Raw genomic sequence first — 25,169 nt, forward strand, 5'->3', positions numbered from 1 at the left:
AGCAGGTCTCCTGTATCGCTCAGATTATATTCCGTTTCGGTAAGGAGACCTCCGTTTTTACGCAAAGCGTAGTCGGAGAAGATAGTACCATCCTATTGAAAATGGACGTTTGCTCCTTGCCTACCTCCTTTTTTCTAATATTTTGAATTCACACAGCAACAAAAAATTGATTCAATGAAAAAAGCGACTGTCACTGATTTTAGTTTAAACTAGTTCTGTCGTTAATAGTAAAAACGTTAACAATACGGAACAAAAATATTGGACTGATAAAAAAGCCGTGCTAATAGGATATGATTGAAAAATCTAAATATTCCACGAAAAAACGCCAATTCGGGATCATATTCGGTATAATACAGGAGTACACGGCATGCAACGATGCCCAGAATCCGATGTTTAAGGGAGATAAAATGAGAAATATAAAAATGACGATCGAGTATGATGGCGGCAGATACCTAGGCTGGCAAAGGCTCGGGGATTCGGACAAAACCATTCAAGGTAAAATAGAGAATATCCTGTCAGCAATGACAGGAGAAGAGATCGAAATCATCGGCTCGGGCCGCACCGATGCCGGCACCCACGCACGGGGGCAAGTCGCCAATTTCAAGACGACATCCAAAATGGATTTGAAGGCGATGCAGGATCATCTGATCCGTTATCTTCCGCGCGACATTGTCGTCAAAGAGCTGGAAGAAGTTCCGGAAAGGTTCCATGCCCGCTATCATGCAGCCGGAAAGACATACAGCTACCATGTCTGGAACAATGTCGTGCCTTCCGCATTTGAGCGCCATTACAGCTACCATTACCCTGGCCAGCTTGATGTCGATAGAATGAACGAGGCTTGCCAAAAGCTTGTCGGGAAGCATGATTTCCTCGGGTTCTCTTCACTTAAGAAATCGAAAAAATCGACGGTCCGGATCATCAATGACATCACGATCCAGCAGGAAGGCAATCTGCTGCACTTTTCGTTCACAGGGGAAGGCTTCCTCTACAACATGGTGCGGATCATGATGGGGACGATCCTCGAAATCGGAGCCGGGACGATGGAACCGGAATACATTGACGCCATCTTCAAGAGCGGAATCCGCAGCGAGGCTGGGATGACCGTTCCTTCCCATGGACTGTTCCTGGATGCCGTTTACTACGATTGACGATAGGCGCAAAATCTAAAAAATTTTGGATGAAGGAAGTGTCCACATGCGTATCAATAAATTTATAAGTGAGGCAGGCACAGCCTCCCGACGAGGGGCCGACAAGCTGATTACTGAGGGGCGCGTAACGATCAATGGAAAGCGGGCAACAATCGGCAGCCAAGTCGAGCCGGGGGATGATGTCCGCGTAAACGGTAACCAACTTTTCGTAGCCCGTAACAATGTCTACATTGCCTTGAACAAACCGGTCGGCATCACGAGCACGACCGAAAAAGGCGTCAAGGGGAATATTGTCGATTTGGTCAACCACCCTTTCCGGGTTTTCCATATCGGGCGCCTCGATAAAGATTCAGAGGGCTTGATCCTGCTAACGAATGACGGCGATATCGTCAATGAAATCTTACGTTCTGAGAACCAGCATGAGAAGGAATACGTTGTTTCCGTAGACCGCCCGATCACGCCTGAATTCTTGAAGCAGATGTCAGAAGGGGTCAAAATATTGGATACGATCACCCTGCCTTGCAAAGTGGAACAGCTATCAAAATATGATTTTAAAATCATATTAACCCAAGGACTCAACCGTCAAATCCGCCGCATGTGCGAAGAATTGGGATACAACGTCTACCGATTGCAAAGAATCCGCATCATGAATATCCAGTTGGACAACCTTCCAGTGGGACAATGGCGCTACCTGTCAAAAAAAGAAAAAGCGCAGTTATTCCAAGAGTTAAACTATGAGCCCAAAGAATGGTGAAACCATAGGCTTGATGAATTTGGTAACCTAAAAAGCCGGATGCCATGAGATTTTTCGCTGGTGTCCGGCTTTTTTTATTTTCCGATAGTGATTTGTGCAAGGTCAGTTTTTTTGTGTATTCCTTCTTTTGTTTAACAACATCTTACCTAAAATTGGCTTTAATGTATTTTTGCTTAGAACTTTTTGGTTTATCAGGCTTCGTTCGAACAATAAGCCCTTCTAAAAGCAATGGATTCAATATATTCCTTCTAAAATGACTAATATCTGATAAATTCAAAATTTCCATCAGTTCTCTTGCAGACATTGCTGTATTCAAACTTTCTAATACAATTTTTTGATTTTCACTCAATGAAACCTTAACAGGCAATTCCTCGCTCACATCGTTTGTTTTCCCTACATTATCTTGTTTTTTTGGTACATGTACTTTGAATATATCTCTAATTTCAATAAGTGGTATTTCCCCGAACATAATATATATATAACTTGAGGGGTAACTTGAGGGGGGACTTGTGCAGTAAGTAAAATATTAGAACCACTAACTAAATTTAGTGGTTCTAATATTTTTGCGATTAACTGCTAAACACAAGTCGCTAACTTATTCCCAAAATTTCGGCAGATAATTTATTCTTGAGTAGCATTTTCTGGTATTATATTCTTATGACATTTTAATGGAGGAAAATCAAACATGTTGGAATTTAAACAAAATATACGGGGTAATGTGGCCCTTGGTGTAAACCCGCTTGGATGCAAGCAGGAAGTATTGAATGAAATCGACTATGTCAAAAACAAAGGGACCTTTGCAGGTCCGAAAAAGGTCTTGATCATTGGTGCGTCATCAAGCTACGGTTTAGCTACCCGAATCAGCCTGGCTTTCGGTGCGGGAGCAGATACGATTGGCGTTTCTTTCGAAAAAGGACCGAAGAATGAACGGAATCTCGGCACAGCCGGCTGGTACAACAATATCGCGTTCCGTGAGGCTGCCGAAAAAGAAGGCCTGATCGCCAAGAACTTTGTGCAGGACGCCTTCAGCCACGAAAGCAAGCAAGAAGTCATCGCATACATCAAGAACGAGTTTGGCGGCAAAGTGGACCTGGTCGTCTATAGCCTGGCAAGCGGCCGAAGAACCGATCCCGATACCGGAGAGACGTACACATCCGCAATCAAATCGCTTGGTGAGCCAGTGGTCGGTCCGAACATCAATATGCAAAATCAGGATTTCTACATCGAAACGCTGGAACCTGCAACAGAGGAAGAAATCGCCGGCACCGTAAAAGTCATGGGTGGCGAAGACTGGCAGCTATGGATGGAAGCACTGAAGGAAGCAGATGTATTGGCTGACGGGGTTCTGACGACCAATTATTCTTATTTGGGAACAGAGCTGAACCGTCCTTACTACGGTGGCGGTACCCTTGGTCTTGCCAAAGCAGATTGTGATGAAAAAGCGAAGACCATCAATGGATTATTGGCTGACATCAACGGAAAAGCCCAGATTGTGGTAGCTACTGCCGTGACCACTAAAGCCAGCTCCGTGATTCCGTTCTTCCCTGTTTATTGTATCGGTCTCTACAAAGTCATGACCGAAAAAGGCACCCACGAAACACCGATCATGCACATCGACCGCATTTATCGCGATATGGTTTATGGTACCAAGGCTGAGTATGACGAAGTTGGCCGCCTGAGACCGGATAGCTGGGAACTTGACAGCGACACCCAAGCCAAAACGAAAGAATTGATCCAGCAATTGAACGAAGAAAATTTCAATACTGAAATAGCAGCATATGACATCCTTTATAAAGAGTTTTCAATTTTAAGTGGGTTCATGGTTGATGGCTATGTTGAGCAAGACGTTACGATCGAAGAATTGAAGGCATTGGAATATTAAATCGTACCGGTGACACCAATCACCTTTTATCCGCAATAATAAATGAAAAGTCTTGGCTCTGAGAGTCAGGACTTTTCTGCTTCTACGGTTGACAACACAAGCGTTTCTCTTCCATCCGGTTGCCGTTTCCATCTAAATATTGGTCGACAATCAAAATAGTGTTATAATGATAGACAATGATACACCAAATTTGAATAAGCCTTTATTGACCAGACACAGCTGTTGCCTCTGCAAAAGAAAGAAGGAAAATGGATATGTTCAGAATAAAAAATTTCGAAGATAACAATGATGTGAAAATTGTCGAAGAGATGGGCGCATTTAAGGTAGTGGAATACTTGAAAGATTTGAGTGTCGATCATCTGACGGCTCAAGCTGCCTACTACGCTTCTGAAATGAACGTCAGAAGAAGACAGCTGGTTTGCGATGTCAGCCTTTCCGACATCAACGTTCAGTCAGGAGCGATGCAGTGGATGGTGGGAAATGTCAGTGCTACAACCGGGCTTAAAGGCGTGGGCGATTTTTTGGGAAAAGCGCTTCGAGGGAAAGTCACGAATGAATCGGCAATCAAGCCCGAGTACACCGGAACGGGAAAACTCGTATTGGAGCCAACTTACAAGCATATTTTACTGATCGATGTCGATGACTGGAATGGCTCAATCGTGATCGAGGACGGATTGTTTTTGGCTTGCGATTCGGAATTGAACCACAAAGCAGTTATGAAGTCCAACCTTTCTTCTGCTGCGATGGGCGGAGAAGGTCTTTTTAACCTGGGTCTTTCTGGCGGCGGGATTGTCGCACTTGAATCGTATGTACCGAGAGAAGAACTGATAGAAATAGAATTGGAAAATGATGAATTGAAGATTGATGGGAATATGGCGATTGCTTGGTCCGGCAGCCTGGAATTTACAGTATCAAGATCAGGCCAGACACTTCTGGGTTCAGCCGCATCCGGCGAAGGTTTGGTCAATGTCTATCGTGGAACAGGCAAAGTTTTGATGGCGCCCGTTCTCCGGTAAAAAAACATGACCTATCGATCGCTTGTTTCATTTTTGATACCAAGCGATGCCATTCACTTAAGCAAGTTGACAACTGTAAAAAAAGCGAGGATGCCTGATGCATTCTCGCTTTTTTTTGACTGCGGGGCCAAATTGTTGAATGTTCCTCAGATATTCGACAATTTCGATCCAGCAGGATGTCAAATTGTCGAAAGTTTCTCAGCATTCGACAATTTCGGTCCAATCTGGTGTCAAACTATCGAATCCACCTCACCTATTCGACATTTTTGGCCACCACGCTGAGCATTATTCCTCCTGCCGCATATTTGTCACTAGCCTTAAGTTACTGACAGCATCGTTAGTCACTGTGCTTTTTTAACCACTCGATAGCCACAGTCGCAAAAGAACTCGCTCCGATCGGAAGAGCCGCTTCATCAAATAACACACCCGGATTATGGTGCGAGAAGTTATTTCCTTCAACTTTACAATTAAGCATGATATAGGTTGTCGGCAAATGCCTGGACACAACAGCCATATCTTCAGAAGCCATGATCCTCAAATCCGGATAGCCTTTAAAGGCAGGATTCCCGGTTTCCAAAATTTCCGCAATTTCTTCGGTCAAGTCAGGATCATTGTATAAAGATGGCACACTCGCAAATATTTCAAAGTCTATTTTTGTCCTTGTCGTTTTCTCTATTCCCGCCAGAATATCCGTTATTCTCCCTTTTACATACTCCCGCACTTCATCATCGTAGGTGCGTAATGTTCCTTGCATCTCTACAACTTCAGGAATGATGTTGCTGTTCGATCCTCCCGAGAACATTCCGAATGTTAAGGTAGCTACAGACAACGGACTCACTTCTCTTGAGATCAGTTCACCAAACTCTTGATAAATGATCACGCCTGCATTGATAGGGTCTATGGAAGTATGTGGATACGCTCCGTGGGCACCCTTTCCCGTAATTGTGATCTTAAAATTGTCACAAGAGGTGCTTGTATGTCCCTTATAATACTCAAAACTTCCGACACCTTGATTTAATCCCGTATGCATAGCAAACGCCACATCCGGCTTGGGATTTTCTAAAATGCCGGCTTCAATCATATCTTTCGCTCCAGCAAATATCTCCTCGCCTGGTTGGAACATAAGCTTGACCCTACCGTGAATGTCCGCTTTATTTTCAAGCAATATTTGTGCAGCAGTCACCAGCATAGCGGTGTGCAAATCATGTCCGCACGTGTGCGCCATATTGTTCGTCGCTTTGTACTCCAGCTCATTCATTTCCTTCATCGGAAGGGCATCCATGTCAGCACGAAGAAGAATCGTTTTGCCAGGTTTCTCCCCTTCTATGACGGCACTCAGCCCCATCTTCCCCACTTCTTTGACTTCCAACCCGATCTCTTCCAATCTGTTCCTGACGTAGGCTCTTGTATTGGGCAACTCCATGCCTATTTCTGGGTTTTGGTGAAGTGTCCTTCTGTCCTTTACAAGTTGCTCTTCCAGCGCATAGGCTCTTTCATAGTATTTATTCATGCTTCCTGCCCCTTTCTAATGCTTGACGAGATTCTTTTTCTTTGCAATTTTATTTGCGATCATCGGTGTCAGAACACTTGTGATTACCACTGCCATCGCGATTTGAGATACGACCAAGGGTACAATCGGTTCAAGTTCAGGGTAGGCTTGTGCAATAACACTTGGGGCCGCTAAAGACACGCCGGCTACAGAGGTCAACGCAATCGCGGATAGTCCATTCGCTTTCAACAGCTTCGTTTCCGTAAAATATAAAGTCGGCAAGAGGATGATATAAAATAGGACGCTTAAGATAATCCCCGCCAGCCCAGCTTTTGCCGCCTGAAACAGATTGATGCTGTCTCCTAAAACCCATCCAAAAAAGGGCATGATGATGCCGATAGCCGGCAAGCAAAAATCTCTGAATTCATGATCCAAATTCCCGATGATCATCCCCGCCAACAGAGGAATCACAACTGAGATAATCGGCGTCCAGACTATATCAGTACCGCTTGATAAGGAATAAACCAACAGAGGGACAGCAGGCACACAAAACACACCCGCTAAACCAAATGCCAATGCATCGTCTTTTTCTGACAAGTCTTTAACCAGAGCCATATACAACGCTGGATTTGTACTGGTAAGAACGACAATGATCGCCAAAGACGAAAGTCCGAGAATCGTTCCCCCACCCAAATACTTGATCATCAGGAATCCCAAGACATACGCTATCATAAATTTGATCACCAGTAACATGCCTTGTTTTTTCATTATTTGAGCCAAGCTTTTAACATCCAAACCCATAGCTGAGACAAAACATAAAAATCCTACAATATAGTTGGTTCCCTGAGCGGAGAAAAAAGCTTGGCTAATCGAACCTACATAAAGCCCTTCCGGAAAAGCCGTGTTCAACAGCGCACTTAAAAACATCGGGATCAATAAAGTTCCTCCGGGAACTCTTCTCATAAGTTTTAGCATGACCCTTACTCCTTTGCCTGGCATATTTTTTGCTGTGCTTGAAAGTGTTCACTTTTGTTCCTGGAAATCTGTTCAACTTCATTTGGTTCTGATCGTTGTATATGCTTACTTAAATTGTAGCATATCTCCTTTCATTCCTCATTTTTTCCATGCTTGCGTTCATTCAAAAAAAGGATCGGAACAAAGTGTTTTTGATACACTTTGTTTCGATCCTTTTGCTTATCTGCCTGGATTGATTCCAAGCGAAATGCGGCCGTAGCGGGTGATGCGATCCAGAACCCAGGCCGGACTCCAGACGATTTTGATTTTGACCTCTGTGATGAACCCCAGCGGATCCAGCTGCTCATGGACCCCCTTCAAAATATGCTCCGAGCAAGAACAGCCGGCGCCCGTGAATGTTAGGCGGATGTTGCAAACCCCTTCATCATCTAAATCGATGCCATAAATCAATCCGAGATTGACGATATCAAGACCGATTTCGGTATCCATAACGTTCATCAGTTTTTCTTCCAGTTCTTCCTTATACTGGCTCGCCAGACCCGTATACATGATGCCCTTTTCCACTATTCGGCACCCTCCTTTATTTTTCCTCAAATGGGTTGCGGTTGAAGAAGTCGGTTACGGCACCTTTCGATGCAGAGGATACGATGTGTGCGTATTTGCCCAGGACACCGCGCGACTTCAAAGGCGGCAACACCAGTTTTTCGCGTCGTTTAGCCAATTCTTCATCAGATACTTTCATCGTCAACTCACGCGTATCCTGATCGATGATGACCGTATCATCCGTTTCCAATAACGCGATCGGTCCACCGTCTTGTGCCTCCGGTGCGATATGTCCCACCACGAAACCGTGGGAACCGCCGGAAAAACGACCATCGGTAATCAGACATACTTTGATGCCTTTTCCTGAAATGATGCTTGATAAGGAGAGCATTTCCGGCATTCCCGGTCCACCCTTCGGCCCGACAAAGCGGACAACCACCACATCGCCGTCCACGATTTCTCCGTTCAGGGTCGCTTCGATGGCTGCTTCTTCGGTGTTGAACACCTTCGCAGGTCCTTCATGGCGTCGTTGCTTCAGTCCGGAAACTTTTACAACAGCGCCATCCGGGGCAAGATTGCCTTTCAGGACAATCAGCGGACCATCTTTGCGTTTCGGATTCTCAAGCGACATGATCACGTCCTGGCCTTCTGCCAAAGGTGCCACATTTTCAAGATTTTCCGCCAGTGTCTTTCCGGTTACGGTCAAACAATCGCCGTGTAGCAAACCGTTGTCAAGCAGGTATTTTTGAACGGCAGGCACCCCGCCGACATTGTATAGATCTTGGAAGACATATTTTCCCGAAGGTTTCAGGTCAGCCAAATGCGGTACCCGTTTTTGGATTTCATTGAAGTCTTCGATCGCAAAGTCCACCTCAGCGGCATGGGCGATCGCCAACAGATGCAAAATGGCGTTCGTCGATCCGCCCAATGCCATCGTGATCACTACGGCATTTTCCAGAGCTTTGCGCGTGATGATGTCGCGCGGTCGGATATTTTTTTCGATCAAGCCGATGATGGCTTCGCCTGCTTCGAAAACATCCTTCAATTTATCACCGGTTGCTGCAGGATTTGACGATGATCCCGGCAAACTCAGCCCCATCGTTTCGATTGCCGATGCCATCGTGTTGGCTGTATACATCCCTCCGCAAGCCCCTGGTCCAGGACAGGCGTTGCATTCGATTGCCCGAACTTCTTCTTCCGTCATTTCACCGTTGTTCCACTTTCCGATGGCTTCAAAAACGGATACGAGATCGATGTCGTTGCCATCTTCATCTTGCCCCGGTGCGATTGTACCCCCATAAACAAAAATGGATGGAATGTTCGCATTTGCCATCGCGATGACCGAGCCCGGCATATTCTTGTCACAGCCACCGATGCTGATGAATGCGTCCAGATTCTGGCCGCCCACCGCAACTTCGATCGAATCGGCAATCAGATCGCGCGAAGGCAATGAATAGTTCATACCCGGCGTACCCATGGCGATACCATCTGAAACGGTCACTGTCGTAAACTGGATCGGCCAACCGCGTTGCTTCTTGATGCCGTCTTTTGCGATTGCAGCCAAGTCGTTCAAATGTATATTACAAGGCGTGTTCTCAGCCCAAGTGCTGATTACCCCTACCATCGGCTTTTTAAAGTCTTCGTCATGCATGCCTGTCGCACGCAACATCGCACGGTTCGGCGATTTCACGACTCCATCATAAACGAAGCTGTTGATGCGTAAATCTTTTTTGTTCTTTTCGTTTTCCATTCCAAAATCCCTCCCGTATTTTCATGCACAAACACTTACTACTAATCAGATTTTAACATTTCTGCCCACAAAAAACTATCAGGGGCCCTCCCTAAATCAGGACATGGCGGAAAACGCTCCATATTTACGCGGCAAAAGTTGCGTACTCAATTAATGATTTCGCCTTTATTATCGGCCAATTTTTCTTGCCACCGACGAAGGTCCTCAGGCGTCTGTCGCAACCACTCCGTTGCTTCGCCGACAATCTTTAAAGGTGCTTGCGAACGGTAGGAACGGGTCAGATTCCCTGGAAATTTCTTGTCTGTAACATTTGGGTCATTTTCGAAATCCCCTGTCGGCTCCACAATATAAATCCGTTCCGATCCATCACCTTTCGCCAATGCGGCCGCAAGTCCCGCCCCACTGATCACAGCCGTGAAATAAATGTGGTTCATTTTAAGTCCGGATTTGTAATTCGATTCTCCTTTTGCTGTCAGCAGCTCGCCGACCTGCAGATCTGCTCTTGTCCCATGAAAAAAAGGACCTGGATCAGAAGGCGTACCCTTATACGAATGCGATAATGCAACATACTTTTTTGCCTTGTCCGGATCGGATAACGCCTCATAGCATTTCGCGATGTTCAAATACAACGATGGGAAAGCGCTCTTAACCGCCTCGTCATTCACTTTTAGCGCAAACTGCAAAGAGGTTTCGAACCATTTTAATTTGTCTGATACATTTTTTTGATGCCGGGCCACATAATAAGCTGCAATGAATTTTTCAAAATCGGCTGTCGCTTCACTCCAGGCCTTAGAAAACAGCAGGCTTGCCTCTTCAGGTTTGCCGCTGTCTTCCATGCCCATCCCCTGAAGAAGCAGTTGAATGATTTTGTTGTTGGGATCGAATTGGTTATCCATCTTATTTCACCTCTTAATTATTGAACCGCCAACTGAACTATAATGATACTCTGCTCCTCAAAAAGCCCCTGCTTTTTGCAGCACATAAATGTAGATTACAAAAGCTTTGAAAGTGAGAATGCTGACTCTTACTCACTTTTTCTTCTCTCTTTTCATGGCCTCTTGCTTCATTGGCTTTGGCATTTTTTCAATAGCATACCTTAATGCAGTTCTAGGCATTGTGTCCCGCTTGCTTAATACATACTGGTATACCTCATCTTCATATTTGGTGCATAAAGACTTCAGCATCCAGCCATACCCTTTTTGCACTAAATCATCCTTATCCAACAATAAGCTGTCGGCAATTTCAAATATATCATCTTTAAATAAATCCTTTTTGGCTGGTATGATAAGCGATACAGCTGACGCCCGCCTAAGCCATCTATTTGGGGATCTCGTCCAATCTTTTAATTTTTCTATATACAACGGATACATTTCCAAAAATGTTCCAACAGTGTGGTTACAGAAAGTATCACAAGTTGCCCAGTTGGTCACATATTCATTTACCCATTTTTCAAACAGAGGAAAATCATCTTCAGTGTACTGCTTTTTTATTGCATATGCCCAATTGCAGGCAATGAAAGCTTCCTCCATCATTCCGGAAATCCACAGTTGTTCGCATAAACCAAATATTTCTTTTTTGGAAAGCTTCTTGATGCTTTTAAATGCCTCTTTGGAAATTTTCGAGACTGTCATCGTTTTTACGCCATAGAACCTTACTTCTTCTTTAAAAAATCTTTTGCCACTTTCCTTTGTCGTTTCGTCTGAATTGTTGATTAGTTCCTGCCTTACCTGTTCGATTATGTTAGACATAGCCCACCACCCCCTCAAACTTTTACCCAATCTTTTTTATCAGTACGTTGAAGTAAGTTCATTTCGCTTCATTATCTCAACACCGGTGAATTTAATCAACTTGTTGTGATTTTGCCAAAAAGAATAGCCCAATGGTACATGGACATGACCACATTTTTGTGAAAGCGCTTTATAAATATCGAAAATTTATGTTATAATTAAAATTATTATAGCTACCTGAATAATTAATAACTATACAAAAAATGATCCATTGTTGAAAATTTTAATGAAATCAGTACTTTTTTTACGTTTCACATTCCATCTGCTTTAGAAATCTTAAGTGCTTAGTTTAAGCATGGCCATTCAGCCAAATTTGGACGCAATCAATCCTTGAAAAGAAATCCGATTTTAAATTCGGGCCATTTCATTTGCCAGTAGAGTTGCTGGATATTTCCAAGGACTTTATAAAACAGTTCTAGATGGACATTATAAGAGCTGAGTTTCAGCAGTAGTCTAAGTCCTGTTCGAATTAGTTTGTCTGCGACCTTAAAGAGGTGCAATCGGATTGTGTCCACCTGTATGTTGGGCAATCTGCTTGTAAAACAAAGTGTATGCATAAAGATAACCATCTTGTAAGCAACAGGCAACCCATCATGCGGGCGCGGATTTCTAAAAATGAGAAGCTATCGGTCTTATCCAAATAGAAGCCATTCTTCGCCTCTATGATGAAATTTTCCATTGGGCCGCATTTGCAGTAAGTCCGAAAGACTGTTTTCGCAGAGATATTATTTGAGTAGTTGATGATGATGTATTCATGTCGGATTAGAAACTCATTTGCTTCGCGTGTCAATTTGATTCAAACACGGCGTTTTTTTCTTGGTAGGATGTTGAAGAATAAACGTCTTCTTTTTTATCCCAAGGATGGTTGTCGTCAATCTGAATAAAGCTCTCCGCCAGTTTCGAAAGATTGCGGTTTGCTTTTAAACGGATCACAAAGAAACTATCATAAGCTTCGCAGAGATTGTAAAGTTCCGGAGTAGCGAACCCGCTATCTCCGCGGACGAGAATACTGCTCACAGGAACCACTTGGTTATAATGATAGAGAACAATAGGAGAAAGGAGCAAGACACATGGCAAAGAAGAGATTATTTGACGAGCAAGGCAACGAGGTGAAGTGGGCAAAGCTGAAGAAACCCTTTTACAAGAAGGTATGGTTCTGGGTCATCCTGTTTCTTTTGTATACCTTAAGCACCATGGGAGGCGAGGATGAGGCCACTCCGGAAACTGCGAACCCGGCCGTAGCTACGGAGCAAGTAGTTTCCAAGCCAGCCGAGGCTGCCGAATCCATAGAATCCGTAGAATCGACCAAACCGGTTGAGGCGGCCGCTCCGGCCATCGCTACCCTGACGCCCGACGAGCAATACCAGGCTATCTTGGATGAGTACACGGTCCTGATGCAGGAAGCCGCGCTCCGCTTGACAGAGGAGTACAACGCGGAATACCCTTCCAACACGGGTGGGCTGGAAGGGTTGGCCCAACTGTCGAACGATAAGATTGGTGAACTGGCGAAAATTTCAAATGATGGAGTCGGCGAGATGGCCAACGTTTACTTCAAGAGTGGCTCCGGCGTCTACGAGGAATACGAAGTATGGGCAGGGAAACTGATGGACATCTACATGACCGAAGCCACGCTGATAACCGATGCGTATATGCTGTCGGCACAATAATGGAATAAAAGGAGACATGAAAAAAACAAGCTATCAAAATGCATGGTGCGTTTGAATAGCTTGTTTTTTTTCGTTATAATCTTCTCTATATTAGATGACTCCATCAAAGTACAATTCAATAATAAAATCTTCCTATGGGACACACTTTCGTTAGCATAAACAAATTCCAAAAAAGCATCTTCGGGAGATGACCATAATCCCAATTTCATCACAAACGCCCCCTTTTCACTTTTATTACTTTTATTACTTTTATTATACTGCGAAAAGGATTCAAGTACTCTCCACCAAATTTGCGTAAGAGCCAATTCTACTTGATGCTGATAGCGCTTTATAAACAACCGGAAGTTTATGTTATAATTAAAATTATTATATATAGGTTGAATTAAATACTTTACATCCGCACGCACAGTCGGTCAATCACCTCAAGGGGACGCTCGTTTACATCGGCTAAGAAACCGCGGACCGCCTGTTTGATTTTCTGGACGTGGTCAAAAAAACATTGTTGATGACCGATTCCTTGAGCCACTTCCATACGCCTTCCATTAGGTTCAACTGAGGGCTGTAGGGAGGGAGGAAGATGAGTGCCAAGCTGATCCAGCGTTTTCTTTAAGAAAAGGCTGGATCAGCTTGGCGTGGTGGATACGGGCATTATCCAATACCATCACGATTTTTCCGGTGGGGTATTCCCGCAACGTCCGCTCCAAAAAACGGAGGAAGGCCGCTGCGTCGTATGCCCCTTCTTCCGTACAAATGATCCGACCGGTTTCATAATCCAAGGTGCCGATCAATTTCACCCCTTTGTGTTGTCCGTAAGTGGGGATTTTCCGCTGGTGGCCGCGGAGAAACCAGGTGCAGCCAATGGCTTGGTAATCCCGGATCATGGTTTCGTCCTCGAATAGGAGGTGGTCAATATCGCTATTCAGCAATTTTTTTTTAGGCTCGGGAAGGTTTCTTCCAAAAATACCTGTTGTTTCTTGGAATCCGCTTTTTTGAGGGTATACGTCGGACGGGTCCAGCTTAGTCCTAGCCGGTGAAGGAGGTCCGCCACGCCTTTTTGCGTATATCCATAACTCCATTCCCGGAGAATCAGGTCACACACAATCGCCAATGTCCAATTGGCACGGGATTTGAAACCTACTTCCTCCGGAGTGTGGTAGGCGACGATTTGGACCAGTCCCGCTTCCTGTTCATCTGTCAGCCGTGAAGGTCGTCCGCTTTGTTTTTTGGAGACTAAACCTTGGATTCCATTATGGCAGTAATTTTTCACATAGTGGCTGACAGTATGCTCGTCGCGGCCGATGGTGTGCCCGGCTTCTTTCCGGGTGTGGCCTTCAAGAACCAACTTGACTGCCAGGAAACGCTCGTACAACCGGCGGTTGTCTGTCGTATTCATCGCTTTTTCCAATTCACGGATTTGGCGTTCTGTTTCCATGTTCCCCACTCCTCAAGTGTTTTCTTTAGTATACGCCTATAGGAGGAAAAACGAATACAATTTAACTCAATTTATATATTGGGTGTCCCCGCGCTTTTCGCTATATCTTCTGTAGATGCTTTTTTGTATTCAAATCTTGCAAAATATTCAATGCCTGCATTAATTATATCCATCTGCTTTTGTGATTCTAACTGATAAAATTTATTATTCATACTTCCTCCCATTGACCAAATCGGTTAGTCTATTAATATAAGTATAGATCGTTGACTATTTTTTTCAAGGTAGCCCGAAATATAAAAAAAGCAGAAATCAGATAGATGGTGGAACAGGCGAGGGAAAGGGCGATTGAAGAAGGCCTAGAGGAGAAAGTCGCGTTTCAAATAGCGGATGCGCTGGAACTGCCCTTTGAAGAATCCACTTTCGATGCTGTAATTGGGGAATCCGTACTGGCCTTCATTGAGGATAAGTCACGTGCCTTAAGTGAGCTAGTGCGGGTGACGAAATCGCAGGGCTATGTCGGATTCAATGAATGCTCTTGGATCAAGACGCCCCCGTCTAGTTTGGCCAAGTATATCTTCGACGTGTTGGGAGCTGTTTTCTTGACTCCGGATGAATGGCATGGCATATGGAAAAGAACGGGGTTGAAAGAAGTTACAATGAAGAGCTATAAGGTGCGGGCTTTGGAACAGTGGGGCTACGAATTCAGGGGGCTGGAACTCAGGGAGTATTTTGGTGCCTGGTACAGATTTGTGAGATTGCTGTTCACAAGCCCGGAGTGCAGGCGATGGGCCAGGAAGACACTTAGTATGCCCCGCAATATTTTCGCTGCATTTAAATATTTTGGTTATGGAATTTATGTCGGAAAGAAGTAAATGGCCAACGTAGAAGACCCAAATATCTAGGTGAACAATTATTTCGTGTTCACGGTTGTTCTGTTAGAAAAAAATAAAGTGAAAATTCCTAGAGAATGTACGGACACATTACATTTTCTAGGGCCTTTTTTTATGTTCTCGGAGTAGCGCCACCCCGCTCTTGTTCCTTCCGACGTGAGTAGTTGACCAATTATCATAAAAGCACTCTTTTTTATTGTTTCTATATTAGCAAAATATATTTAAAACTATCTATTTATCCCTGAATAGTTCATACCAATACAAAAATGATCTGTTACTCAAAACTTTACCGAAATTTGTATTTTTTATGACTACTGCTATAAATCGATGACTGGGATAACAATCATTAAATAGCCAAGAGGCTGGGACAAACGTCCCAGCCTCTCTGATATATACGAATGTTTGCTTCGCAGGCGTGCTCCAAAAGGCAGCCCCGAACCACTTCACGAATAATGCTCTGAATACTCAAAATATCTCTGCATTCATTTAATCTCATACTTAATAACTTGATTTTATTTTCATAATTATGTACATGACCAGTCTTTCTATAGTGGCAAATCTTTCTTGGTAAAAATGACATTAGAGGCTGCATACAAGACGAAGGTAATGCCTCCTAAAGCCACCAATCCCCAACCAAAATCTCCACCTGTTAGAATTGCTTCAGTATCAAATAGAGTCGTTATAGTCAGATACTCGAGATTTTCTGATGTATCCATCAATTGTTGTACCATGGTAATAATAAAGAATGTAAATGGAATTCCGCCACCAATAGCTAAAGCTAAACCTGTACGGTTGAATAGCGTTGATGCAAAAAAGGAAATCGAACTAAGAGCCAATATCAACAACAAAAGTCCGACACTTAACCAAATATACGCTTCAGCATCAAATTCCAACGCTTCATCGACCGCTTTGGCAGAGCTGACCATGCCATTATTAGCCATTGTAATGATTTGTTGCTCGGTTAAATCCGTTGCTACCATCGCCGCTTCTAGTGCCACTGGATCTTTAATCAAGGCAATCTTATCCGCAACTTGATCAGTCTCCATATTCAAAGCTTTCGCTGAAGACTCAATCACTAATTGCATTAAGATATCGGCATTATCTTCGGATACCATGACAGTCGGTTGTGTAGCCGGTTGTGCAGTCGCTTCTGTACCCTCTTCATTTGGTGTTTTTTCCTCTTTAACGGCGACTTCAGTTTCCTGTTCAAGTGAAACTATTTCATTATTGATAAATTGTTGGTATTCATTCACTGACAAGCCTGTTACTTTTGCGCCAGTAACAAGGGCATCGTTACTTAACAGAAGCATGGTGGGGTCGGCGGCCAATTCCTCCGCAGTGATTTCAATATCTTCGTCTTCCATGTCTTCATCATCTTTGTAGATATCCCAGCGTTCATCGGTGATGACTGCTGCGGCTTCCTCATAGGAGCGGTCATTGATGACACTCTCAAGATAGATCGTATAGGCTTCGGTATCCATATTTCTGACTGCAGCTGCTTCCCGCATGGCATGATCGTTTTCCAAAATTAGATACATACGCTCGGATATATAGCCCTCATCTTGATTCAATGCCTCAGCGGCTGCCCGCACATCATCGGTAATGGTATAGCCGGTGACGTTTTGATACTTAAGTTGGGCTGCAACCAGACCGGTGGATCCAATGATTCCATACATCAAAACAATGGAAAGGACCAAAAAGATCGATTTAGTAAAAATAACACTGGACCGTTTAATCGGAGTGGATAAGGTATAGGCCATTGAGCCAGAATCCACTTCATTAACCACCAGGTTGTTTGCGGTGAACACGACGTAGACAATTCCCAGGATAACGGCAATCAGTTTATAGAAGTTTTCCAGACTTCCCAATAAGCTTGTCATCGTTGATAAGATATTAGAAAATCTTGTCCCTTCAGCAGCAGATGCGATTGCCGCAAAGCCTTCTGCATCAAAAGTTACCGTAAAGGCCGATAGGATCATCGCTGCAACGAAAGTAATAATAACCCAGAGCTTCCAATTGGCTTGAATACTTTGCTTAAAAATTGGTTTTGAGAACATGTTATTTTTCCCCCTTGAACACTTGCGTGACATAATCTTCGAATGTGACTTTAATTTCCTTGAAATACACTAAGTTAAAATTCTTTAAATCTTGGATCAAACGATTAATATCTTGATCATGAATCATGATGTTTAATTGCAGGTCGTCCACCTTAACCCGATGTAGGTCATAACCGAGACTGCGGAAGTGCTCGAAATCTTCAATCGATTTAAACTCCATTTTATAAGTTTTCATCTTGTTATAGCGGATGTCCTTCATATCAATCACATCAATGATCATCCCATCACGAATGATTGCGACGCGGTCACAGACCTCTTCCACTTCTTGGAAAATATGACTGGACATAAAAATGGTTTTCCCTTTGGCTTTTTCTTCTTTCAATAGCTCGATAAAGATATCCCGCATCAAAGGATCCAGTCCTGTCGTTGGCTCGTCCATTATCAAAATATCGGCATCAGAGGCAAAAGCTGAGACGATAGCGGTTTTCTGCTTCATTCCTTTGCTCATGGCTCGGACATTCGCTTTCGCGTCTAATTGGAGCTGGTCAATAACATTCTCTGCATATTCCCAATCACCTCGACCTGATAAATAAATCTGATTTTTGATAAAATCCTCTCCGGTCGAATTACCTGGAAAATTAATTTCACCAGGTATATACGATACATAGCGCTTTACCTCTGCACTACTTTTGTTCGCATCAAGCCCATTAATGGTGACCGTTCCTTCATCCGGTGTTAAAAAGCCCATCATGTGTCGGATCGTCGTGGTCTTGCCTGCACCGTTTACACCAACAAAACCATATATCTCACCTTTTTCAACTTCTAATGACATATCGAAAATACCGCGTTTCTTTCCATAGTCCTTTGTCAGATGCTTAATTTCAATGTACGCCATGTTCTAGGTTCTCCTCTCCGGCTGCTATAGATTTCTTACGATCATAGAAGTCCATAAAGTAATCTTCCAGTGTAAATTTAATTTCTGAGATAAAACGAATACTTACTTCACTTAGTTCAGTAAACAACCGTTGCATCGTCTCATCTGTCAGATTTAACTTAACTTGATTCTGATCGGGCCGTTCGACCGGAATTTTAAATTTCGTTCGGGCTAGGAACTGTTGGTAATCTTTTTCTGTCGCAAACTCTATTTTGAAAGTTTTGTTTGTATTATGTTTAAGTTTGGCTGCTTCAATAGTTGAGACAACCACTCCATCCTTGATGATGGCAATCCGGTCACACGTTGCATCCACTTCACTGAAGATGTGGCTAGAGAGCAGAATGGTCTTTCCTTCTTTTTTTTCTTCCAAAATAAATTGAATGAAACGTTCTTGCATGACCGGGTCCAATCCTGAGGTTGGCTCATCCAGAATTAATACCTTGGGATTATGCATGAAGGCTGTCACTAATGCCAGCTTTCGTTTAGAGCCAAGACTCATTGCTTCAATTTCCATTGCTGAATCCAATTCAAACATTTCCTTCAGATAATCTGTTCGGGACATATCGCTGATTTGTCTTTCTTCAGCCATGAATTTGATAAAGCCCTCTCCGGTCATCCCCTTCGGAAAGGCCAACTCTCCAGGTAAGTACCCAACATCATGTTTAATGATAGCTGCTGATTTCCAACAGTCTTTACCATTGATATATAGTTCCCCTTCTTGAGGCTTGGAAAATCCCATCAAGTGGCGGATAGTAGTGGTCTTCCCGGCACCGTTAGGCCCAAGAAAGCCAAAGACTTCTCCTTCTGCTATCTCAAAGGAAACATCGAATATTCCCCGTCCATGCCCATAATCTTTGGTTACGTGTCTTACTTCGATAACTGACATAGTGTCACTGCCTTTCTTTTAATTTGCTTATGTAAGATAAATTACATTCGTTTCTTTATTTACATTTGTTACAATTTCTATTATACTAATATCGAAAAGCAGAACAAGATACATATAATTGGTATTTGATACTTAACTTACATTCTTTTGATAATTGATAGTTTTCCTTAAGGAGGAAACCCAGGATGGAGCAATTAGATTTAAGGGTTCAAAAGACGTATAAAGCCCTAGTTGAAGCATTTGAACGCTTACTACTAGAAAAAGAATTTGAGAGTATATCCGTAACCGAAATATGTGATGCTGCCATGATTCGTCGCCCCACTTTCTACAAGCATTTCTTGGATAAATATGACTTCATAACTTTTTTCATTAAACACAAGATGAATAAAATATTTGATTTTGCCATTCAAAAGTCAAACGATGAAGGTGTTGATTTTTTCATTGTTGTTTTCGAGCAGCTTTTGGATCAATTCGACAATCTCTTACACCTCATTTTCAGTATTCAAACGAATGGGAACAGCATCTTTGAACTTGAAAGTGTACGGGAATACGGAAAGAGTATGTTAAACAATTACGTAAAAAAAGAGGACACTGACAAGGAACTGCCTCTGCAACTAAGTTATAAAGGACAGATTATTATGGGCATCACGATTCAATCTGTTTTTTGGTACAAAGATAAGAAAAGTCAAATTAGTCGTAAAGAGGTTATTGAACTCTATACGCAAACACTGGATAGACTTCGTTGACAGCATTAACAATTTTGCGTAAATGGCTTGTTCCCACTGCAGATTATTCCTCATTTTGTAACTATTCTAAAAGACTATGACAGACCCGTAAGGAATAGCAAATTTCTTAAGTTACGAACGCGATAAGCTTAAAAAACTAAGATGCTAACCCTTTCTTACAGGATTAGCGTCTTAGTTCCGTAGGTTAATTGGAAGGTAAAAAAAAGCGGAAAGCCCGTCGTCTTCTCCTCCTTTAAACAAACGCTTTATGAAAAGTAAGCTTATTGTCTTTGAGCACACCCAGTAGCTTCCATTCTCTGTTAGTTGCATCAGTAATGATGTATACAATATATTCGTCGACGGCGTAGTAATGTACGAGAACTTCCTTTTCGATATTGATTTCATCGAAAAAATCCGGCAAAAGATTCCTATCCAGCTCATTTCTGAACAGCAAAATGCTTTCAGTAGCGTAGTCAGCACTGTTTGTGGAACAACCGAAATCCCTGTGCATCAGATCCATTACATACTGTAATTTGTCCATTCGTTATCCTCCTTTTTGCTTGCCATCAGACACGCTGGACCCCAAAACGGCACACAGTGTCTTTAAAAAAACCAGATTGTATCTATCGGAATTTTTATCCCCGACCACTTTTTACATGTATCCGCCCGTTTTAAGTGAAACGAAATCATCATCGCCTAATATGATGTGGTCCAGCACATCGATGCCCAAGATTTCACCTGCTTCAGTCAATCTTGCTGTCATCACAAGATCCGCTTCAGATGGTTCAGGGTTCCCGCTTGGGTGCGTGTGACCAACCATGATGCGGGCTGAATTGGAGAGTATAGCAGTCTTAAATATTTCGCGTGGATGCGCAATGGATGAGTTGATGCTACCGATGTGACAGCAATTAATGTTTGTAGGCTCATTTTTAGTATTCAAACACAGCACGATCAGGTATTCCCGATCGACATCCCCCAAAAACTGGCGCATCAATTGGTAGGCATCGTTCGGGCAGCTGATGGCACGGTACTTGTACAGTAAGGATTTGTCTTTCACCATCTGAATTTTCACAATGTCCACACGTTTGGCTGCTGTATTAGCTAATTCATCATCTGTATGTTGTTTTGATTGATTGGTGTATTGGTTTTTCATTTCAAAACTCCCCTTTTTAATAGTCTTCTGGAAAAAGCATCGTTTGGTAGTCTTCGTTGTCGATCACCCAGATGGTTTTAGTGATGCAGCAATCATTGGGCACCTTCAGAAGTGTCTCCTGGCTCCATTTAGGTTCTTCTTGGCTATGCACAACATGCTGACCATCCTCAGTGGCCTTTAACTCAAATTGCTGAAAGTAATCCATCTCATTCCCGTTCTGCACTTGATCATCGATCAGGGACCACAAAAAGAATTGCGTTTCTTGAGGCACTGCTTCATTGATACCTCTAGTGGCGTAGCGGTTATTCTTTGATTTGAACATGTTTTATCCTTCTCTCATCATCGTTTTAGGCAAAAAGAAAAAGACCAAGCACAGTCGCTTAGTCTTTTCTATCTTTCGTTTAGTTGTAATTATCCAATCACTCTATTTTTCACCCATGAATGCGGCTTCATCTTGCCATCTTTACTTTTCGCTTTCGCGCGACAACTTCCAGGTAGGGGACGCCCTGCCGTAGCAGGCTTAATTTGCTTTGTTCCGCAATAACTACACATATATTCAACTTTTTTATTTGGACCCATTCCCATTCCTTCTTTCCTAGTTGATTTCTTTGTCCTTAATGATGCCGCGTTCTTTCGCTACTTGAATCAGGCCTTTGTCAGCTATAGTGAAGGAATCTTCCTGCTTTTTCCGCTTAAGTTCACGAATGATTTCTTCATCACTTTTTCTTGAGCTTGTTTCATATTTCTGTTGTATTTTTTCTTCATTTTCTCTGCCTTTTTCTATTCCAGAGCTAACGAGGGATTTTATAGCCTCGATTAGAAAGCTGATGAGTATTCTAATCGCAGCGATTATGTATCCATCGCCTGAATTATCCTGTTCCTCACCTACTTTTTTATGGAATAGATACAGAACAAACCCTAACACGCAAAAACCAAAAAATGTCGCCAAACACATCACTCCCTCAAAAGAAATTATTTATCTTTTATTAAATTTGAACCCCATCGTTGTGAATAGCCATAGCGCTTTGTCAGCTCAGTCAAATTAGTGCCATCATACTCTTGCCGGATTTTTTCTGCTGCAAGATTTCGATCGTACAGCTTCATCGGCACTGAAATTTGCATGCCTCGATATTCATCGTAAATCTTGAGCATATTTTCCTCACCAACTAGATCATACAGCGTTTTGTAGAATGGATGCAGTACATTATAATCAATATCCATAGCGGCTCCTATCAGTAATATATGTAATGTCTACTGAATAATTAACAAACCTTATCGCAACAGCGTTTTTAGCTGTTTTTTGGTATAATAGATGCATGGATTCCAGAGGGAAATACCAAAAACCCGTGCACTTTTTTCAAAAATGATACAAAGAGGCGATGAAAATGTACAAAAAGCAGACGAATCGGCAATTAACCATTTATGACTTCGATCAGCCATTGGGCCTTACGATGAACCCAGAAAACCGTTGGGTCAAAAAAGCAGATTCGATTCCCTGGTCAGTCATTGAAGATAAGTACGCTGCTCTGTTCAGCAGTGACAGAGGCAACATCGCCAAACCGGTAAGGATGGCACTAGGTGCCTTGATTATTCAAAGTGAATTTCAGTATGCAGATACCGAAGTCGTCAATCAGATTCGCGAAAATCCCTATCTGCAGTACTTTGTCGGACTACCTTCCTATAAGGATGAAAAGCCGTTCGATGCTTCTTCGATGGTGCACTTCCGCAAACGTCTCTCCTCCGAAATTCTGATTGAAATCAATGAATTGATCCTCAAACCTATAGAGGATGGAGCAGATGATTCCCAAGCTGACGATAATGACAATAGTGATGACAATGATGCATCGGGATCTAAGAATGAAGGGACGCTCATTCTAGATGCCACTTGCGCGCCTTCAGAAATCAAGTTCCCGCAAGACACGGAACTGTTGAACGAATGTCGGGAAAAGTTGGAAGGCATCATCGACGAAATCTGCGAAGCAAACCACCTTTCCAAACCGCGTACCTATCGGAAAATAGCCCGAAGGGATTATCTCAACATCGCACGCAAGAAAAAGAAAAGCGGCAAACAAATTCGCAAAGCCATCGGCAAGCAACTGAACTACATCCGGCGGGATTTAGGATACATCGACGCATTTATGGAGCAAGGTTATACGCTAAGAGCGAAGCAAGTCGACCTGTTGGGAACTTTGCGGAAATTGTATGAACAGCAGCTCTACATGCACACAAGTAGGACGCACAAAGTGCAGGATCGCATCGTCAGTATCAGCCAGCCATTTATCCGCCCGATTGTCCGCGGAAAAGCCAAGAACCCGGTGGAGTTCGGAGCCAAACTGGACATGAGCATAACCAATGGGTACGCCCGAATCGAGAAAATTTCTTTCGATGCCTACAACGAGAGCGAATGCCTCATAGTTGCGGTGGAACGCTACAAAGAACGGATGGGAGTGTATCCTGAACGAGTTTTGGCGGATAAAATATACCGAAATCGCACAAACTTAAGCTACTGCAAAGAACTCGGAATCCGATTATCCGGCCCGTCGCTCGGCAGGCCCAAGAAGGATCAGAAGATTGACAAAAAACAAGAATACAGCGACAACTGCGATCGAGTAGAGGTCGAGAGAGGCTTCAGCCTGGCGAAAAGAAAGTTCGGGCTCAGGCTTATTCGAACACGCCTTGAAGAGACCAGTCTCTGTGTGATTGCTTTATCCATCCTTACAATGAACCTGTCCAAGGTTTCATTGCGCATTTTTTTGACTTTCATCCAATGGATGAGCTCCCCTAGAATTGAACCTCTAATGAAGCCGTAAGCTAAAAATAGGGATTTATTCAGCAGGCATTATGTAAATATTGTAACAAACTTTAAAAACCATTAGTAATGAACCTTTCATTGCATACTGCTTGTCGTTATTACTGTATTTTTCAAAAAATAAGCCTTTGAAGTGACTATTCATATTCCAAATCATGAAGATCAGCCCTCATTTGTCCATGCTACAATCGAATCACTCACCTTTCCTATTTTTTATTCAAGCAAACGTTCAAGATGATAATATATATTTCAAAACTAAGTTGTTACTCTATGCAGATGCGGTTCTGAGTGGTCAAATGCTATGCACTTATATCGGGTTTTCATTTTCAGGCACAAAGAAAGTCCAAGATTCATGTACGGAATCTTGGACTACTTATTTATCAGTGATTCATGGGAAATACATCCTTGTGTAGAGCACTTCATCAAAGCCTAAAGAGTTTATGTTATAATTAAAATTATTATAGGTACTTATTTTGTAATTCTGAAAAAGGCGGGATTCTATGTCAAAGAATGAGCTGACGACAGAGAAGATGACACAAGCATTAGGCTGGGCTTATGAGAAGGCACTAAATGGTATTCCAGGTGATTTGAGTTCTGAGAGTCTCGCAAAAAGTTATATGAAAAGGTTCAGTTCTACTGACGAAGCAATTCACAGTCTTATCAAATGGCAAACGGCAAAAAGTTCCACAAGTGGCTTTGTTACGGGTTTAGGAGGTATCGTCACACTACCTGTCGCAGTTCCAGTAAATATTGCATCTGTACTCTACGTTCAAATGCGGATGATTGCTGCCATAGCGTATATGAGAGGCTACGATTTGAAAGATGATCAAGTCCAAACTTTTGTATTCATCTGTCTTACAGGGCAAGCTGCATCAGATATACTGAAACAGTCTGGAATCACAGTTGGAACCAAACTGACAGTTCAACTAATCAAAAAAGTACCCGGAGCGACTCTCACTAAAATCAACCAAAAAGTTGCATTTAGGCTTGTTACTAAATTTGGTGAAAAAGGAGTCATTAATTTAGGTAAACTGGTTCCTGTCGTTGGCGGTGTTATTGGGGGATCTGTAGATGGTGTTGGCACCAAAATCATTGGAAACCAAGCTCAAAAATTATTCGTTTAATTGGATTCACCACTTATTTAATCCAGTTTTTTCTGTATCCACATTCAAACTTACCTAGGTTTTTGCAGCATTAGTAGATCCGGAAGGCAAAAACAAAGCGGCAATCCTGTCACACTACAGGATTGCCGCTTTTTCGGTTCTACTCTCT

Annotated in this window: 26 protein-coding genes and 2 pseudogenes; 9 read left to right on the forward strand and 19 right to left on the reverse strand. The window is 42.9% G+C overall.

Annotated features, from left to right (window positions below; all coding sequences use genetic code 11):
* The first annotated feature begins 407 nt into the window (after positions 1-407).
* Both truA and rluF read left to right on the forward strand, forming a co-directional pair.
* Complete coding sequence (gene truA / locus ACKPBX_RS06040) at positions 408-1,148, forward strand: tRNA pseudouridine(38-40) synthase TruA (protein WP_319996300.1); 741 nt, start codon at positions 408-410, stop codon at positions 1,146-1,148.
* Positions 1,149-1,194: 46 nt separating this feature from the next.
* Positions 1,195-1,902 (forward strand): 23S rRNA pseudouridine(2604) synthase RluF, encoded by a 708-nt coding sequence (rluF, locus tag ACKPBX_RS06045; RefSeq protein WP_068562304.1) that lies wholly within the window; start codon positions 1,195-1,197, stop codon positions 1,900-1,902.
* A 142-nt stretch (positions 1,903-2,044) separates the two neighbouring features.
* Here the strand turns inward: rluF and ACKPBX_RS06050 are convergent, their stop codons facing one another.
* Positions 2,045-2,371, reverse strand: a complete 327-nt coding sequence (locus ACKPBX_RS06050; RefSeq protein ID WP_319996301.1) for a Fic family protein — start codon at positions 2,369-2,371, stop codon at positions 2,045-2,047.
* Positions 2,372-2,587: 216 nt separating this feature from the next.
* Between ACKPBX_RS06050 and fabV the strand changes: the two genes are divergently transcribed.
* Together fabV and ACKPBX_RS06060 are read left to right on the forward strand one after the other, a co-directional pair.
* The gene (gene fabV / locus ACKPBX_RS06055) at positions 2,588-3,784 is read left to right on the forward strand and encodes an enoyl-ACP reductase FabV (RefSeq protein WP_319996302.1); all 1,197 of its coding nucleotides are present in this window, start codon (positions 2,588-2,590) and stop codon (positions 3,782-3,784) included.
* Between the two features lie 254 nt (positions 3,785-4,038).
* The gene (locus ACKPBX_RS06060; RefSeq protein WP_319996303.1) at positions 4,039-4,800 is read left to right on the forward strand and encodes an AIM24 family protein; all 762 of its coding nucleotides are present in this window, start codon (positions 4,039-4,041) and stop codon (positions 4,798-4,800) included.
* A gap of 337 nt (positions 4,801-5,137) precedes the next feature.
* Here ACKPBX_RS06060 and ACKPBX_RS06065 read toward each other — a convergent pair whose 3' ends face one another.
* The 7 genes and pseudogenes from ACKPBX_RS06065 to ACKPBX_RS13820 all read right to left on the reverse strand — a co-directional run.
* Complete coding sequence (locus ACKPBX_RS06065; RefSeq protein ID WP_319996304.1) at positions 5,138-6,310, reverse strand: M20 metallopeptidase family protein; 1,173 nt, start codon at positions 6,308-6,310, stop codon at positions 5,138-5,140.
* A gap of 15 nt (positions 6,311-6,325) precedes the next feature.
* Entirely contained in the window at positions 6,326-7,264 is a 939-nt protein-coding gene (locus ACKPBX_RS06070) for a 2-keto-3-deoxygluconate permease (RefSeq protein WP_068560380.1), read from the reverse strand.
* Positions 7,265-7,483: 219 nt separating this feature from the next.
* Entirely contained in the window at positions 7,484-7,828 is a 345-nt protein-coding gene (locus ACKPBX_RS06075) for a metal-sulfur cluster assembly factor (RefSeq protein WP_232309288.1), read from the reverse strand.
* A gap of 16 nt (positions 7,829-7,844) precedes the next feature.
* Positions 7,845-9,557 (reverse strand): dihydroxy-acid dehydratase, encoded by a 1,713-nt coding sequence (ilvD, locus tag ACKPBX_RS06080; RefSeq protein WP_068560376.1) that lies wholly within the window; start codon positions 9,555-9,557, stop codon positions 7,845-7,847.
* Positions 9,558-9,703: 146 nt separating this feature from the next.
* Entirely contained in the window at positions 9,704-10,051 is a 348-nt protein-coding gene (locus ACKPBX_RS06085; protein WP_407702588.1) for an NAD(+)--rifampin ADP-ribosyltransferase, read from the reverse strand.
* Positions 10,052-10,585: 534 nt separating this feature from the next.
* Positions 10,586-11,305, reverse strand: a complete 720-nt coding sequence (locus ACKPBX_RS06090; RefSeq protein ID WP_119093355.1) for a DNA alkylation repair protein — start codon at positions 11,303-11,305, stop codon at positions 10,586-10,588.
* A gap of 362 nt (positions 11,306-11,667) precedes the next feature.
* Positions 11,668-12,382 (reverse strand): annotated as a pseudogene (locus ACKPBX_RS13820) (transposase); the annotation flags it as partial.
* Positions 12,383-12,414: 32 nt separating this feature from the next.
* Here ACKPBX_RS13820 and ACKPBX_RS06110 point away from each other — a divergent pair.
* Complete coding sequence (locus ACKPBX_RS06110) at positions 12,415-13,011, forward strand: hypothetical protein (protein WP_147413855.1); 597 nt, start codon at positions 12,415-12,417, stop codon at positions 13,009-13,011.
* A gap of 391 nt (positions 13,012-13,402) precedes the next feature.
* Here the strand turns inward: ACKPBX_RS06110 and ACKPBX_RS06115 are convergent.
* Together ACKPBX_RS06115 and ACKPBX_RS06120 are read right to left on the reverse strand one after the other, a co-directional pair.
* Positions 13,403-14,443 (reverse strand): annotated as a pseudogene (locus ACKPBX_RS06115) (IS630 family transposase).
* A gap of 71 nt (positions 14,444-14,514) precedes the next feature.
* Positions 14,515-14,655, reverse strand: a complete 141-nt coding sequence (locus ACKPBX_RS06120; RefSeq protein WP_319996306.1) for a TetR/AcrR family transcriptional regulator — start codon at positions 14,653-14,655, stop codon at positions 14,515-14,517.
* Positions 14,656-14,760: 105 nt separating this feature from the next.
* Between ACKPBX_RS06120 and ACKPBX_RS06125 the strand changes: the two genes are divergently transcribed.
* Positions 14,761-15,315 carry a methyltransferase domain-containing protein gene (locus ACKPBX_RS06125; RefSeq protein ID WP_319996307.1) on the forward strand — a complete coding sequence of 185 codons (555 nt, stop codon included), beginning with the start codon at positions 14,761-14,763 and terminating at the stop codon, positions 15,313-15,315.
* Between the two features lie 563 nt (positions 15,316-15,878).
* On the opposite strand, the gene ACKPBX_RS06130 is transcribed toward ACKPBX_RS06125, so the two are convergent.
* The 3 genes from ACKPBX_RS06130 to ACKPBX_RS06140 are packed head-to-tail and all read right to left on the reverse strand — an operon-like array spanning position 15,879 to position 19,210.
* On the reverse strand, positions 15,879-17,390 hold the full coding sequence (locus ACKPBX_RS06130; protein ID WP_068621762.1) for an ABC transporter permease: 1,512 nt from the start codon (positions 17,388-17,390) through the stop codon (positions 15,879-15,881).
* A gap of 1 nt (position 17,391) precedes the next feature.
* The gene (locus ACKPBX_RS06135) at positions 17,392-18,285 is read right to left on the reverse strand and encodes an ABC transporter ATP-binding protein (protein ID WP_068560331.1); all 894 of its coding nucleotides are present in this window, start codon (positions 18,283-18,285) and stop codon (positions 17,392-17,394) included.
* The gene (locus ACKPBX_RS06140; protein WP_319996308.1) at positions 18,272-19,210 is read right to left on the reverse strand and encodes an ABC transporter ATP-binding protein; all 939 of its coding nucleotides are present in this window, start codon (positions 19,208-19,210) and stop codon (positions 18,272-18,274) included. Before ACKPBX_RS06140 ends, ACKPBX_RS06135 begins: the two co-directional genes overlap by 14 nt.
* Before the next feature lie 185 nt (positions 19,211-19,395).
* Between ACKPBX_RS06140 and ACKPBX_RS06145 the strand changes: the two genes are divergently transcribed.
* Complete coding sequence (locus ACKPBX_RS06145) at positions 19,396-19,956, forward strand: TetR/AcrR family transcriptional regulator (RefSeq protein WP_068560325.1); 561 nt, start codon at positions 19,396-19,398, stop codon at positions 19,954-19,956.
* A gap of 232 nt (positions 19,957-20,188) precedes the next feature.
* Here the strand turns inward: ACKPBX_RS06145 and ACKPBX_RS06150 are convergent, their stop codons facing one another.
* The 6 genes from ACKPBX_RS06150 to ACKPBX_RS06175 form a co-directional block, all read right to left on the reverse strand.
* Entirely contained in the window at positions 20,189-20,476 is a 288-nt protein-coding gene (locus ACKPBX_RS06150) for a hypothetical protein (protein ID WP_319996309.1), read from the reverse strand.
* A 111-nt stretch (positions 20,477-20,587) separates the two neighbouring features.
* The gene (locus ACKPBX_RS06155; RefSeq protein WP_319996310.1) at positions 20,588-21,088 is read right to left on the reverse strand and encodes a JAB domain-containing protein; all 501 of its coding nucleotides are present in this window, start codon (positions 21,086-21,088) and stop codon (positions 20,588-20,590) included.
* 16 nt (positions 21,089-21,104) lie between these two features.
* Entirely contained in the window at positions 21,105-21,410 is a 306-nt protein-coding gene (locus ACKPBX_RS06160; RefSeq protein WP_319996311.1) for a DUF960 domain-containing protein, read from the reverse strand.
* An 89-nt stretch (positions 21,411-21,499) separates the two neighbouring features.
* Positions 21,500-21,667, reverse strand: a complete 168-nt coding sequence (locus ACKPBX_RS06165; protein WP_319996312.1) for a hypothetical protein — start codon at positions 21,665-21,667, stop codon at positions 21,500-21,502.
* A 16-nt stretch (positions 21,668-21,683) separates the two neighbouring features.
* Entirely contained in the window at positions 21,684-22,037 is a 354-nt protein-coding gene (locus ACKPBX_RS06170; protein WP_319996313.1) for a hypothetical protein, read from the reverse strand.
* 23 nt (positions 22,038-22,060) lie between these two features.
* The gene (locus tag ACKPBX_RS06175) at positions 22,061-22,309 is read right to left on the reverse strand and encodes a Mor transcription activator family protein (protein ID WP_319996314.1); all 249 of its coding nucleotides are present in this window, start codon (positions 22,307-22,309) and stop codon (positions 22,061-22,063) included.
* A 164-nt stretch (positions 22,310-22,473) separates the two neighbouring features.
* Here ACKPBX_RS06175 and ACKPBX_RS06180 point away from each other — a divergent pair, with 164 nt between their 5' ends.
* Positions 22,474-23,898 (forward strand): IS5 family transposase, encoded by a 1,425-nt coding sequence (locus tag ACKPBX_RS06180; protein WP_319996315.1) that lies wholly within the window; start codon positions 22,474-22,476, stop codon positions 23,896-23,898.
* A gap of 499 nt (positions 23,899-24,397) precedes the next feature.
* Positions 24,398-25,021 (forward strand): EcsC family protein, encoded by a 624-nt coding sequence (locus ACKPBX_RS06185; protein WP_319996316.1) that lies wholly within the window; start codon positions 24,398-24,400, stop codon positions 25,019-25,021.
* The last annotated feature ends 148 nt before the right edge of the window (positions 25,022-25,169 follow it).

It is taken from the genome of Trichococcus shcherbakoviae, from assembly GCF_963666195.1.
GTDB classification, from domain to species: domain Bacteria; phylum Bacillota; class Bacilli; order Lactobacillales; family Aerococcaceae; genus Trichococcus; species Trichococcus shcherbakoviae.

What these genes read in the sequence shown, in the direction of transcription:
- truA (WP_319996300.1), top strand. Translation starts at nt 408, where the DNA reads ATGAGAAATATAAAAATGACGATCGAGTATGATGGCGGCAGATACCTA.
- rluF (WP_068562304.1), top strand. Translation starts at nt 1,195, where the DNA reads ATGCGTATCAATAAATTTATAAGTGAGGCAGGCACAGCCTCCCGACGA.
- ACKPBX_RS06050 (WP_319996301.1), bottom strand. Translation starts at nt 2,371, where the DNA reads ATGTTCGGGGAAATACCACTTATTGAAATTAGAGATATATTCAAAGTA.
- fabV (WP_319996302.1), top strand. Translation starts at nt 2,588, where the DNA reads ATGTTGGAATTTAAACAAAATATACGGGGTAATGTGGCCCTTGGTGTA.
- ACKPBX_RS06060 (WP_319996303.1), top strand. Translation starts at nt 4,039, where the DNA reads ATGTTCAGAATAAAAAATTTCGAAGATAACAATGATGTGAAAATTGTC.
- ACKPBX_RS06065 (WP_319996304.1), bottom strand. Translation starts at nt 6,310, where the DNA reads ATGAATAAATACTATGAAAGAGCCTATGCGCTGGAAGAGCAACTTGTA.
- ACKPBX_RS06070 (WP_068560380.1), bottom strand. Translation starts at nt 7,264, where the DNA reads ATGCTAAAACTTATGAGAAGAGTTCCCGGAGGAACTTTATTGATCCCG.
- ilvD (WP_068560376.1), bottom strand. Translation starts at nt 9,557, where the DNA reads ATGGAAAACGAAAAGAACAAAAAAGATTTACGCATCAACAGCTTCGTT.
- ACKPBX_RS06090 (WP_119093355.1), bottom strand. Translation starts at nt 11,305, where the DNA reads ATGTCTAACATAATCGAACAGGTAAGGCAGGAACTAATCAACAATTCA.
- ACKPBX_RS06110 (WP_147413855.1), top strand. Translation starts at nt 12,415, where the DNA reads ATGGCAAAGAAGAGATTATTTGACGAGCAAGGCAACGAGGTGAAGTGG.
- ACKPBX_RS06120 (WP_319996306.1), bottom strand. Translation starts at nt 14,655, where the DNA reads ATGAATAATAAATTTTATCAGTTAGAATCACAAAAGCAGATGGATATA.
- ACKPBX_RS06125 (WP_319996307.1), top strand. Translation starts at nt 14,761, where the DNA reads ATGGTGGAACAGGCGAGGGAAAGGGCGATTGAAGAAGGCCTAGAGGAG.
- ACKPBX_RS06130 (WP_068621762.1), bottom strand. Translation starts at nt 17,390, where the DNA reads ATGTTCTCAAAACCAATTTTTAAGCAAAGTATTCAAGCCAATTGGAAG.
- ACKPBX_RS06135 (WP_068560331.1), bottom strand. Translation starts at nt 18,285, where the DNA reads ATGGCGTACATTGAAATTAAGCATCTGACAAAGGACTATGGAAAGAAA.
- ACKPBX_RS06140 (WP_319996308.1), bottom strand. Translation starts at nt 19,210, where the DNA reads ATGTCAGTTATCGAAGTAAGACACGTAACCAAAGATTATGGGCATGGA.
- ACKPBX_RS06145 (WP_068560325.1), top strand. Translation starts at nt 19,396, where the DNA reads ATGGAGCAATTAGATTTAAGGGTTCAAAAGACGTATAAAGCCCTAGTT.
- ACKPBX_RS06150 (WP_319996309.1), bottom strand. Translation starts at nt 20,476, where the DNA reads ATGGACAAATTACAGTATGTAATGGATCTGATGCACAGGGATTTCGGT.
- ACKPBX_RS06155 (WP_319996310.1), bottom strand. Translation starts at nt 21,088, where the DNA reads ATGAAAAACCAATACACCAATCAATCAAAACAACATACAGATGATGAA.
- ACKPBX_RS06160 (WP_319996311.1), bottom strand. Translation starts at nt 21,410, where the DNA reads ATGTTCAAATCAAAGAATAACCGCTACGCCACTAGAGGTATCAATGAA.
- ACKPBX_RS06165 (WP_319996312.1), bottom strand. Translation starts at nt 21,667, where the DNA reads ATGGGTCCAAATAAAAAAGTTGAATATATGTGTAGTTATTGCGGAACA.
- ACKPBX_RS06175 (WP_319996314.1), bottom strand. Translation starts at nt 22,309, where the DNA reads ATGGATATTGATTATAATGTACTGCATCCATTCTACAAAACGCTGTAT.
- ACKPBX_RS06180 (WP_319996315.1), top strand. Translation starts at nt 22,474, where the DNA reads ATGTACAAAAAGCAGACGAATCGGCAATTAACCATTTATGACTTCGAT.
- ACKPBX_RS06185 (WP_319996316.1), top strand. Translation starts at nt 24,398, where the DNA reads ATGTCAAAGAATGAGCTGACGACAGAGAAGATGACACAAGCATTAGGC.